Annotated in this window: 8 protein-coding genes; all 8 read right to left on the bottom strand. The window is 60.1% G+C overall.

The window, feature by feature from the left end:
* Positions 1-35: 35 nt before the first annotated feature.
* Entirely contained in the window at positions 36-1,142 is a 1,107-nt protein-coding gene (locus GF1_RS04990) for a protein-tyrosine phosphatase family protein (RefSeq protein WP_267928525.1), read from the bottom strand.
* Positions 1,139-3,700 (bottom strand): PEP/pyruvate-binding domain-containing protein, encoded by a 2,562-nt coding sequence (locus GF1_RS04985; protein ID WP_267928524.1) that lies wholly within the window; start codon positions 3,698-3,700, stop codon positions 1,139-1,141. Before GF1_RS04985 ends, GF1_RS04990 begins: the two co-directional genes overlap by 4 nt.
* 46 nt (positions 3,701-3,746) lie before the next feature.
* Positions 3,747-4,745: a thiamine-phosphate kinase gene (gene thiL / locus GF1_RS04980; protein ID WP_267928523.1), complete on the bottom strand. Its 999-nt coding sequence runs from the start codon at positions 4,743-4,745 to the stop codon at positions 3,747-3,749.
* Positions 4,745-6,538 carry a phosphoenolpyruvate--protein phosphotransferase gene (gene ptsP / locus GF1_RS04975; protein ID WP_267928522.1) on the bottom strand — a complete coding sequence of 598 codons (1,794 nt, stop codon included), beginning with the start codon at positions 6,536-6,538 and terminating at the stop codon, positions 4,745-4,747. The genes thiL and ptsP overlap by 1 nt, the downstream gene beginning before the upstream one ends.
* A complete protein-coding gene (locus GF1_RS04970; RefSeq protein WP_267928521.1) occupies positions 6,535-6,849 on the bottom strand; it encodes an HPr family phosphocarrier protein in 315 nt (104 codons plus the stop codon). Before GF1_RS04970 ends, ptsP begins: the two co-directional genes overlap by 4 nt.
* Before the next feature lie 27 nt (positions 6,850-6,876).
* Positions 6,877-7,275 (bottom strand): hypothetical protein, encoded by a 399-nt coding sequence (locus GF1_RS04965; RefSeq protein WP_267928520.1) that lies wholly within the window; start codon positions 7,273-7,275, stop codon positions 6,877-6,879.
* Between the two features lie 69 nt (positions 7,276-7,344).
* Entirely contained in the window at positions 7,345-9,075 is a 1,731-nt protein-coding gene (locus GF1_RS04960; RefSeq protein WP_267928519.1) for a hypothetical protein, read from the bottom strand.
* Positions 9,072-11,702, bottom strand: coding sequence for a response regulator (locus tag GF1_RS04955; protein WP_267928518.1), 2,631 nt, complete (start codon positions 11,700-11,702; stop codon positions 9,072-9,074). The genes GF1_RS04960 and GF1_RS04955 overlap by 4 nt, the downstream gene beginning before the upstream one ends.
* Positions 11,703-12,040: the final 338 nt, after the last annotated feature.

Here is a 12,040-nt window from a genome sequence, read left to right as displayed (position 1 = left end):
TTTCGTTGTGCAGGCGGCGGGAACCTGCATGGGTGTTAGCTGGCTGTTCCATGATGCTGCATCATGGCGTGAAAATAAACCTGAACGAATTTTCCTGAAACCGTGTCGGCCATGGAAAAGCGCAACCCCTCCGCCGGGGGAAATTCCCCGGTCAATGCAAAATAGACGTTTCGTGAAAGGTTAGCAAGTCTGTCTTCCACATCCTGCCTGGCACGGAAGGTCTCAAGGCCCCATATCCGGCAGCGCAGCGGTCGCTCGTCAAAAAGCTGGCAACCCGTATCCAGCTGCAGAGGACAGCGAAGCCCGACCTCGGCGAACCGGTGGGCGAACCGGTCGGGCTCATCGGCAGCATACTCATGGCGGAGCTTCTTTATCTCGGCAGCTACCCCGATCGCCCGTTCAATGGCCCTGTGGCGCTCCTCCTGCTTGAGACGGCGGTTCATGGCCGAATGGACGGCGATGCTTTCGATAAGCGTCAGGGTGAAATATTCCCGGCAGCAACGACTGTCCTTCGTGCCGCATCCGGGAGAGAGGGCAAGCTTTTCCAACTCCGTGTCCACCTCGGCCACCAGTTCGCGGTAGGCTCGGAGATGCGGCTCCAGGTCCACCGTCGAATGGGGTTCGATGGCTGGCTCGGCCAGCCTCAGCTGCCCTTCCTTTTTCCCATACTTGCGCAGCAGGCTCCACTGACTGTAGTTGGTGGGCCCGGCCGGGGTGTTTTTCAGTTTTTTTTCCGCCATCTTCATGCCAAGCCCCTTGCGCAGGAGATAAGCCGAAACAAAGGTCCCGGTCCGGCCGTGACCGTGACGGCAGTGAACAAGCACCTTCTTGCCCAGATAGATGGCCTCGTCGAGCCATTCCAGCGCCTTTTCCATCTCCTCCATGTCCGGCGCACACTCGTCGGGTATGGGAAGATAATAGACCTCGAAACCGGAATTCTCTTCTATTTCATGCAGATCGCAGTATTCACCGCAAAGATTGACAATGGCGTCGATTCCCTGCTTACGGATGGAATCGAGCTCGGCATAAGACATGGGCGCATAACCCACCGCAAGCTGGCTGGTGATCCAGATCAGGGGATAGCGGTGCTGCTTTTCCTTTGCCTTTTTCTTTCGGCCCTTCCCGGACCTGAACCAGATCATGACGACTCCATGGAGGAAAAGTTGTAGTGTCCCTGGAAAAAGGCCTGGACAGCCACATCCACATCATGTTCGTCGTGGAGTACCATATCCATGAGCTTGGTGGCGCCAAGCAGGCGGCCGAGCATGTCGAGCCGCCGGGAAAGGGTATCGCAGTCCATCTCGCCAAGCCGACCATCGAGAAGATCCGCCCGGACCGTCACCTCGAAGCCGAGTTCCTGAAGGACCCGACGGAGAAATTCAATCCTGAGCGCCCTGCCGGTGAACTCACCGCCGCCGCCGGCAAAACGAAGCATGCAGTAATTGGTCCGATCCTCGGGGCCGCACAGGGCATCCACCTGGGTGAAATGATAACCAAAGCGCATGTTCATGTTGAGATAATCCCGACTGATGACAGCATAGGTCGCCAGATCGGCCGAACCCTGGGCCGCGACCCCACCGGCAAGGGCCACATCGTCATAGGTCTTCCAGTCAAAATGTTCCCGGGAGTGCCAATCGATACCAGGATGACTGATTCCTTCCCACAGGGCCAGAAACGGCTGGCTGGTGATCTGGTCGAGGGTTACGCTGTCTCCCTGCAGCCTGCCGGGTTTCAACCCGTCACCCACGTCTATCAGGTAGATATCCAGCGGCAGATCAGTCTGCAGGCGGAAACATTTCCCGGCCGAACCGGTGAGGGAATCGCCCAGGGAAAACATGGTCTGCACCGCCTTTTCATGGACAAACCGAATGATGTCATGGAGGGAGCGACACGAACGGGGAGCAAAATCAGGGGAGGCGGGATCCACCAGTTTAAGCGGGGTTATGAAGTCGAGGATGGCCCGCAACTTCTTGAACCAGGGCAGATCCTCCCGGGAGGGTCGGCCAGCCCTTTTCCTGTTTGCCAGCAGGAGACTGATCCGGCCGGGATAGACCACCCGGTTGTCCGCGTCCAGGGTCACGGTCATCCCGTGCGCAAGAAGGCGGGAGGCTTCGCCCGTACCCACCAGCAGCGGAACGCCGAATTCCCGGCAGACCGTGGCAAAATGACCGGCGGTGGACCCCTTGTCTGCCACCACCCCGCCCAGGCGACTCAAGATCCGGACCAGGGACGGGGCGGTGTTTTCTGTCACCAGGATGGCACCTTCGGGAATATCGCCAAGGGTGTGTTGCGCACCCACCCGATAGACCTCCCCACAGGCCACTCCGCCGGAGGCCCTTTCACCGCCGCTAAGGAGCGGCTTCACAGTGATGGGCGGCAGGGACTCCTCTTGCTCCCCCGAACCACCACTTTCTTCCACAGCCAGGGGACGGCTCTGGACCAGAAATATTTCCCTGTCGGGACCCACAGCCCATTCCACGTCACGGGCCGAAGCGAAATACTCTTCTATCCTTACCCCCCAGCGACCAAGATTCCGAACCTCGTCTTCGGACAGAACAGATTCACCCTGGTCCTCGGCGGGAATCGGTACATCCTCGAGTTCACCCTGCCCCAGCCGGCGCATCACCTGATGGCGCCCCGGATGAAAGGCGACGACCTCCAGGGTCTTACGGGATACTGCAAAGATATCGGGCAGGGCTTCTCCGGAGACAAGGGGCTCCCCCAGACCGAAAATAGCGTGGATGACCAGACGATCGGCGGCCGAAGCGGCCGGATCCCGGGTGTACATCACCCCGCTGGCCCTGGCGTCCACCATGGTGAGTACCAGGACACCCATGGGAGTCTCCTCGTCGCCCAGGCCCAGGGTGATCCGGTAAAAGAGGGACTGGGGGCTGTACTTGGAGGCCAGAACCTGGCGCAGACCATCGAGGATTTTCTCCCGCCCGACACCGAGCACACTGGTGTACTGGCCGGCAAAGGAATGACCGCTGTCTTCGGCCACGGCGGATGAACGTACGGCGACAAGTATCTCCTGGCCTGCCCTCTGCTCCAGGCCGGCATAAGCCGAAAGTACGGCTTCCCGGATATCCGGAGGAATTTCCGCCTCCAGGACCAGGGCCTGGAGGCGGGCCGATATCCGGGCCAGGGACATGCTGGACTCGATATCTATCTCGGCCAGCAGCTCATCGATCCGGGAACGCAGGTTGTTGTATTCCAGCAGATAGTTGAAGGCCGCGGTAGTGATGACAAAGCCATCGGGCACCGGGGCCCCGAGTTCGCGGCTGAGCAGTCCGAGATTCCAGGCCTTGTTGCCACCCAGCTCCGGAGTAAGTGCCGGGTCTTCCAGCGAAAGGACATAGGGGGGTGTAATGTTGAGGGACGGAGGGGCAAGGAGGAAACGGACATAGAAGTCAAATTTGCGGTAATACTCGCGCAGATCGACCCAGGCCCCGGGAGCCATTCGTTCCAGGCAGGAGACCATACCCTCCACTTCGTGGCTGAACCGGTCGTAACGCTTGCGGACCGCAGCGAAATCCTCCCGTTTCCCCTCGTAGTAGAGGATCTCGAACTCGGCCATCAGCTCATGGCAGCGGGAATCATGGACCAGCAGTTCCTTGAAGGCCTCATAGGTCTCGCGCAGCACCACACCAGGGGCAAAAATACGATATGTCCAGTGTTTGAAAAGATTTGCGACCGTCATATCTCTCTCGAGCCTCCAGCTGTCAGTTCTCTCCCGGGCAGCACCCTCAACAATGCTCGTATCCCTGGAAATCTATCCGTTCCGGCTCTCCTTCGTCCCTGTCCCCCCGGATGAGGACCACGCCATGCTCCCGGACGATCCACCCGATCCTGCTCACCGGCACGTTCTGGCCGGCAGCCAGGGTCTGGATAGTTTTTCCTGCTGCCGGGGGGGCGGTAAACAGGAGCTCGTAGTCCTCACCGCCACGGATCATCCAGTCTATGGGCTGACGGTCCAGCAGGACAGCGGCCCGGTCCAGGGCCGGATGGCCGGGAAGGAGCCTGGCCTCAACCCTGCCCCCCACCCCGCTCTCCTTGCAGAGATGGGCCAGATCCGTGGCCAATCCGTCGGACAGGTCAAGCATCGCCCGGACCACCCCGCTCCCGGCCAGGGCGAGTCCCAGTTCCACCCGGGCCCGGGGATTCAGGTGACGGGCCAGGAGAGGCTTGAAGTCGGGATCTTCGAGACCGCTACCCAGGCGGAACAGATCCAGTCCGGCTGCCGCCAGGCCAAGCTCTCCGCTGACCCAGATCTCGTCCCCGGGCCGGGCGCCGCTCCGATAGATCACCGCCTCCCGGTCCTGTTCGCCGATGATGGTCAGGGTCAGGGTCAGTGCCCTGGGCGAGGACACCGTGTCGCCGCCGATGAGCAGGCAGCCGTACTCCCGGCAGGCCGACTCAAGGCCGGCCATGAACTCCTTAAACCATGCCTGATCCCGGTCAGGGGTCAGGCCCAGAGAGAGCAGTAGAAACTGCGGCCGCCCGCCCATGGCCGCCACGTCACTGACATTGACCGACACCGCCTTGCGGCCAAGCTCGTAAGCCGGGTGGAAGCGCAGGTCAAAATGGACCTGCTCGACCAGGGAATCCATACTGAGCAGCCATACACTCCGATCGGTCCTGCTGATGACCGCGCAGTCGTCACCGATGGAACGTATAAGGCCCTCGGCCAGCTCCTTTCGGCCCACAAGGTCACTGATGGCCTGGATCATTTCCCGCTCTCGCATCACTGGCCAAACTCCTCTGGATAGTACTTGGGCAGGTAGCTGGTGAGAAAATTCCGCACTTCTCCGCCGTCGCCGCACTGGAGCACCCGGTTGCCCAGTTCGCGAAGCTGTTTGGAGCAGGAGTGGCGCAGGATCCGCTTGACAAACGGCAGGGCCGAAGGCCGCATGGAGAGTTCATCCACCCCCAGGCCCAGCAGCACCGGCACGGTTACCACATCTCCGGCCATCTCCCCGCAAAGCGAGACCTCGATCCCCCTGGAATGGGCCGCTTCCACGGTCTGACGAATCATACGCAGGACTGCCGGGTGGAGTGGTTCATACATGTGGGCCACGTATTCGTTACCACGGTCGATGGCCAGGGAATACTGGATCAGGTCATTGGTACCGATACTGAAAAAATCCACTTCGGCCGCCAGGGTGTCGGCCATGATCACGGCGCTTGGCACCTCGACCATGATCCCCACCTCGACCCGGGGATTGAACGGCAGGCGGTTTCGCTTAAGCTCCTCCATGACCTGGGCAAAAATATCCTTTACCCGCCGCAGCTCGCAGAGAGAGGAAATCATCGGCATCAATATGCGCAGCCGTCCGTGGGCAGAGGCCCGCAATAGGGCGCTGAGCTGCACCTTGAACAGAGAGGGCTCCCGTAACGACAAGCGGATGGAACGCAATCCCAGAGCCGGATTGCGTTCCTGCCCCAGCCGTACCCCGCTGGTACAGAGATGACCGGAAAACTTGTCGCCGCCGGTGTCCAGGGTCCGGATGGTCACAGGATGGGGCGCCAGGGTGGTGACCAGGTCCCGGTAGGTGGCATAAAGCATCTCTTCATCCGGCACCTGCTCGCGGTGAAAATAATCGAACTCGGTGCGGAACAGACCTATTCCCTCGGCACCGTAGCGCAGCACCGTGTCCAGTTCATCTGGCATTTCGATGTTGGCGGCCAACCGGACCCTGTGTCCGTCCAGGGTCTCGGAACCAAGATGGATGTAAAAGGCCAGTTCCTGGGAAAAATCACGATGCTGGCGCTCATATTCCAGGTACTGTTTCTGCTGATCGGGGGTGGGATGGAGGTAGACCCGCCCGGAGAATCCATCCAGGATGATGCGATCGCCGGTAACACATTCCCGGGTGATGTGTTCCAGGCCAAGAACCGCCGGAATGCCAAGCGAACGGGCGACAATGGCGGTATGCGAGGTGACTCCGCCGGATTCGCAGACAAAGCCAAGGACATTTTCCGACCGCATCCCCATGGTGTCTTCCGGCGAGAACTCGTGGGCCACAATGATGACCGGCTCGTCGATACCGGATAGCGGGGTCATCTCCCGGCCCGAGAGCAGGCCGAATACCCTGTCGGCCACGTACTTGATATCGTTGTAGCGATCCTTGAGGTAGGGATCGTCAATGCGATCGAACTTTTTCTTGATCCGCCCCAGGGCCCTGGCCAGGGCCCACTCGGCGTTTATCTGCTTTGTCCTGATGATCTCCACCGTGCGATCCAGGATCATCCGGTCACGCACCATGAGGATGTGAGAGTCGATGATGGAGAGGGAGTCGGCCAAATCTTCGGCCAGCTGGCTGCGGAATTCCTTAAGCTCAGCTTCCGCCTGATCAACCGCGGTCCGGAACCTGTCGACCTCACGGTCTATCTGTTCCGGTGGCAGATGGTACCAGCCGGCCCGGCGGGTACGGCGCATGAGAACCAGGGCCCGGCCCACCACGATACCGCCGGAAGCCCCGATACCATAGAAAGTCCTGGGTTCCGGCCCGGCAGGCTGCCCGCTGCAGTGTTTCATGGATCTTCTTCCTGCTCCAGAATTTTCACCACCTCCTCCAGGGCCGAGGCAGCGTCTTTGCCCTCCGCCCGGACCGTCACCCGGGTTCCGGTGACCAGAGCCAGGCTCAGGACATCGAGAATGGATCCGCAGTCAACCTCCTCACGGTCCCGGACCAGGTGGACCGCAACCTCACGGTCCAGAACCACCCGGGCCAGGGCGGCGGCCACCCGACCATGGACGCCCTTGGCGTTGCAGACAACGCATTCCCGCTCCAGTACCTTTCCCTCTGATCGCAAGTCCTCGGGCCCCTGTTCCGCCGCTGGAGACATGCCCCGACTCCCTGTCCCGCAACCAGACTATTTGACAACCCGGAGCCGGGTCTTTGCTGTTTTCTTATCCGGCCCGGGCCGCGGCTCCCTGGACGGACCAGGCTGGTCAATGTCGAAGCGGACCGCCTTGACAAAACGCTCCTCCCCGCCCATGGTAAAAATTTCCTGGCCGGTCATTTGCGGTGTGCGCAGGGTCCAGGTCATCTTCTGCGGCGGCACGGTAAGCACCTGCATGGTCACATGCCACCATTCATCACGACGCGAGGTATCCCGTTCAATGGCGGTAACCAGGGCGTAGACAAGCATCTGCGGTTCCTTGGCCACCACCAGCACCAGGTCCCCCGGTTCGGTGGTATCCTTGAACTCCACCACCTGTTTCAACTCTGCTATCAGTTTTTCCATGGATATCTCGATTCCTTTTCCCACAGGAGGTTCCTGTTCCCCCTGTTGCTTTCTCTTGTCAGTGCGATACCCCCGCCAGGCACCAGGTTACTCCTACCGGTGGTCGCTCTCCCGCAATTTGCTGCGCTCGCGGCTCAACCCGGCCTGCCAGACGAGATCCCTGCCCTGGACCGTACCGCGCAGGGCCAGGGCCCGGAACATGGACAGCCCGTCGAGCAGGGGGTGGACGATCCGGTCCACGAGGATCTGACTTTTCCGCGCGGCCTCCTTGTCCCAGATGGACAAAAGGATGCTGCCCCAGGAGGCAAACTCCTTGAGACCGGGAACCAGGCGGGATATACGGGCAAAAAAGATCACATTGGCCGGTTTCATCATACCCACATCCACCTGGATAAAATCAGGATCATCGGCAAGACGGGCGCTCCGGGAGGCCGGACTCACGGTGGCGGGCAGGATCGCATCGATCTGGTCCCGGCCATCGGCGACGATCAGAAATTTTTCCAACAGGGCATAGGATGGCTGCATCAGCCCGCCGGCGGCCATCAGAGAGACAATCTCTCCACCGGCCACCTTTTCCCGCCGCAGGGGTAAACCTTTAAGCCGGGTATCCAGCAGGGCGGCCAATCGCTGACGATCCCGCAGTTCGACGCACAAACAGATTCTCGGCACCGGCACAAAGCCGGAAGTCCGGATCTCAGCCACATTAAAACCAAATTCTTCGCCAAAGAGCGAGAAAAATGCGTCCATGGACAAGCCAGATTGCTCAAGCACCGCTGCTTCGATTTCCCTGGCCTTCGGCCCGGGTATCTTCTGCCACCAGGCGGGAAGATCAAGCCAGTTGGACCAGAAATAGACCACCAGGTCTGCCGGCATGACAGAGGTCTTCCTGTTGATGACCGGCCTCCTGGCAAGCAGGTTCTGCGCCAGGGGACTCAGACGAACCGGATCCAGACGGAGAACCGTGGTCAGGCGCCGCACCTCCCGGCCGCGGTCCAGGAACAGAGCACCACATTCCAGCGGAGCCAGGAAACCACGCAGCGACTCCAGGTCCACCTTCCGGTCCGCTCCGGCCAGCAGAGCGGCGGCAGCCAGGTTGGCGATCCCGGAAGAATCAGCATAGAAAAAGACATCTCGGGCCGGGCCGCCCTTCTTGATCAGGGCCGCATACCCTGAGTTGTTTGCAAGTCCTGTCCGGCTCCTTGTCAGGCGGGCAAGATTTTCATCCAGGCACCGCCTGAGCGGCACAGGATCCAGGGAACCGAGCAGCAGACCATCAATGCGGGTCACATAGAGGGTCAGCTTGTGGGCCAGGGGATATTTCCGGATGGTTCTGCCCTGATACTGCTCCATGACGGCTCCTGGTCCCGGGGCCACAACGGTGTCGAGCAGCTCGAACATCCGGGCGGGATGGGCAGGCTCGGTGACCACCACAAACTGTTTCCGGATCGAACCGGATCCTGTCCCGGTTTCCCGGGCAGGCAGCAGGGTGACAAACACCCGGCGGCTGAAAAATTCCCTGGCCAGGGAAGAAGTGGCCAGCCGGTCAATTTGCGGGATCTGTTTGAGAATCGTTTTGGAAAGAGCTTCGTCCATTTCCAGATCAGCCAGGACCCCGGCCCAATCGATACCACGGAGACGGGTTCCCAGCGGTGTCCGGCGGAAGCTTTGGTAGGCGGCAACGGGGTTATCCCAGGCAAGAACAAGACTTGCCGAGGCCGGAATCACATCTTCAGGACGGGCCTCTTTCCTGAGGCCGGTACCAAGGTAATAACCGGAACCGGCGAGGACCGCCAGCAGGGCAAGCAGGAGCACCAACCGCTTCATCGATTTTCCTCCGAAACAGGTGGCGTCTGCGCCGACCGGCCACCCGAGGAGAGATATTTGCGTAAAAGAGCCAGAAGGGAAGCCGCATCGATGGGCTTGGCGATATAATCATCCATGCCGGCGGCAAGACACTGGGCCCGATCCTCTTCCATGGCATGGGCGGTCATGGCGATGATGGTAATATGGCCTCCCCTCTCCTGTTCAATCTTCCGGATACGCATGGTGGCCTCGAGCCCGTCCATGTCCGGCATCTGGATATCCATGAGAATACAGTCAAACTGGCCCGCCTGCCAGGACGTAACCGCTTCCCGGCTACTGGACGCCACGCTCACCTGATAGCCGGCCTGCTCCAGCAGGGTCACGGCCAGGGTTGTGTTGATGTATTCATCCTCGACCAGAAGAATGGCGCCGCCCGGGGAGTCCGGCGGGATCTCGGTCAACCTGCCGCCACCATCGGCGGCCACCCTGCCCGAGACCACGGTAAAGGGAATCCGGACCGTGAAAATGGTTCCCTTGCCCTGCTCACTTTCCAGGGCGATGGCTCCGCCCATGAGATCCACCAGCCGCCGTGAAATGGACAGGCCCAGACCTGTACCGCCAAAATGACGGGAATGGGAGGTGTCGGCCTGGACAAAAGCCTCGAACACGGCCTCCTGGTCCTTGGAGGCTATGCCGATACCGGTATCGGCTACGGTAAAGCTGAGCCAGGCCCTGTCTGTTTCGGAATCGATTTTCTCCAGGTCAACCTTGATACGCACCCCTCCCTCACGGGTGAACTTGATCCCGTTTCCGGCCAGGTTCATGAGAATCTGGCTGAGCCTGGCCGGATCACCGACCAGGCTCTCCGGTACCTTATCGTCGATATCAATACCAAAGGAAAGTCCCTTTTCCCGGGCCTGAACCTGGAGATTGCCGCTGAGATCGGCAAGGAGATCACGGAGGACAAACGGCTGATGGTCCAGCTGCATGCGGCCGGCCTCGACCTTCGAAAAATCCAGGATGTCGTTGATGATATACATGAGCCGGTCCGAGGAGACCCGGATCAGTTCCAGCTGCTGTCTCTGGGTCTTTGTCAGCTCACTGGCAAGTAACAGATCGGTCAGACCGATGATACCGTTCATGGGGGTACGGATCTCATGGCTCATATTGGCCAGAAACTCGCCCTTGGCCTGGCTGGCGGCCTCGGCCTGTTCCCGCGCCTTCTCCAGGTCACGCTCCACCTGCTTGCGGCGGGTGATATCGGCCACAACCCAGACCATGCCCTCTCTCAGATCCGGACCGGCTATGGCCTTGCCACTGAGCAGACAGTCGATAACGGTACCATCCTTACGCTGCAGCTGATATTCGACATGTTCCAGATCCCGCCTGGCCATCTGGCGGCCGAATTGATGGACAAAGCTGCGAAAAGACTCCCGGGACGGAAAAAAATCACGCACATCCGCGCCCAGGACCTCGTTCCTGGTGTAGCCGAAGATCTTGCCCAACTGCTCGTTGACATTGGTGACGCGCCCGTCCCGAACCAGGGCGATACCGACCAGACTGGCACTGAGGATCGTTTCCAACTCCTGCATGGCCTCGCGCCGATCTGCTTCGGCCCGGCGTCGCTCAAGCCTCCCCTGGCGCACCTCATCCACCAGCAGGTGTTCCTTGTGGCGCTGGATGATCATGAAGAATGCCGTCAGACCAAAACCGAGAACAGCCAGGCAGCCCAGCAGGACAGCGAACAATGGATAGGGAGCCGGATAGAGGACGGCCATCTTCCAGCCATTGAGAGCCAGCGGAGCCATGTTCAGCAGGTAGCGGGTGGTGTTCCACTCCACCACGGAATCAGTGAGTTGAAATGGCAGGGGATCCAGCGGGTGATCGCTGAACTGGCGGCTGGCACGGAGCCTGGTCAGTTCTTCGGATGACAGGGGAAAGGCCGCCTTGAAGAGAAGATCGGGATCAGTGGCTGACAGGACGATTCCATGGGGCGAAAGAAGAAGTCCCACCTGTTCATCGGAGAGCACCTCCATGAACGAATCAATGGGTTCCAGCCCTGCCTTGACCACCACCACCCCGGCCGGAGTGGTTTTGTCCCCGGCAAATACCGGGGCCGAAAAGTAAATACCCCGCTTGTTGGTGGTCACCCCGACAGCGGCATACTGGAACGGCTCGCCGGCCATGGCCCTGGTGAAGTAGGGTCGGAAGCGATAATTTTTTCCGGTCAGGGTCTGGCCATCCCCATAGGGCGAACTGGCGATGACCGTGCCGTCACTGTCCATGACATAGACAATGGCGGCATCCAGAACGTCCCGGGCCGTGCTCAGCACCCGGATCAGGTCCGTTTCATCCACCGGGGTATCGCCACCGCAGGCCTGCCGGACCAGTAGCGAACCGGCAAGACGGGAGGCCGCCTGGCCCAGATGGATGACAATAAACTCGTCGATTTCAAAGACGATGTGTTTGAGTGCGGTTTCCAGGCGGGCACTGTATATCATCCGGGCCGCCTGGTCTGCCAGGACAACCACCCCGGCAAGGGCCAGGCAGACCAGGATAACCAGCACCGCCAGTCGCTGGCGGATGGCGCCATTGAACTGCCTGCCACGACGCAGAAACGATATCTTCGCTGTTCCGGACTCAGACATGGTGCTGAAAACTGGAAACAGAACGGTCACCCGGACCGCTCCCCCGCATGGTAGTGTGGACAAACAAGCAGCGCCGGCTGGTATCAGATATCCGGGTGGTGATGTGATGATAAATGATCAAGGAGACGACAGGATCCGATTACGTTATTGCCGAAAAGTCTTTATCTGAAAATCACCACAAGTTTAAATAATTCCATTGTGATTTTCATAGGTCGAAGTCTTCGCTATCTGTTGTGGCTTGGCCGTGCCGAAACCCGGAGTCTCCCTTCGGTCGCTTACCTGATCCAGCCATGCTGGTTTATCTGGAAGTCTCGTCGCGCCATCCAGGGGGCAACAGC

Source organism: Desulfolithobacter dissulfuricans, from assembly GCF_025998535.1.
Taxonomy (GTDB): domain Bacteria; phylum Desulfobacterota; class Desulfobulbia; order Desulfobulbales; family Desulfobulbaceae; genus Desulfolithobacter; species Desulfolithobacter dissulfuricans.
Note: the sequence above shows the minus strand (reverse complement) of the source record. Positions and strands in the feature narration are given on the sequence as shown.

Excerpts from the sequence above, each read along its gene's own strand:
- GF1_RS04985 (WP_267928524.1), bottom strand. The coding sequence starts at position 3,700 with ATGACGGTCGCAAATCTTTTCAAACACTGGACATATCGTATTTTTGCC.
- GF1_RS04990 (WP_267928525.1), bottom strand. The coding sequence starts at position 1,142 with ATGATCTGGTTCAGGTCCGGGAAGGGCCGAAAGAAAAAGGCAAAGGAA.
- ptsP (WP_267928522.1), bottom strand. The coding sequence starts at position 6,538 with ATGAAACACTGCAGCGGGCAGCCTGCCGGGCCGGAACCCAGGACTTTC.
- GF1_RS04960 (WP_267928519.1), bottom strand. The coding sequence starts at position 9,075 with ATGAAGCGGTTGGTGCTCCTGCTTGCCCTGCTGGCGGTCCTCGCCGGT.
- GF1_RS04955 (WP_267928518.1), bottom strand. The coding sequence starts at position 11,702 with ATGTCTGAGTCCGGAACAGCGAAGATATCGTTTCTGCGTCGTGGCAGG.
- thiL (WP_267928523.1), bottom strand. The coding sequence starts at position 4,745 with ATGCGAGAGCGGGAAATGATCCAGGCCATCAGTGACCTTGTGGGCCGA.
- GF1_RS04970 (WP_267928521.1), bottom strand. The coding sequence starts at position 6,849 with ATGTCTCCAGCGGCGGAACAGGGGCCCGAGGACTTGCGATCAGAGGGA.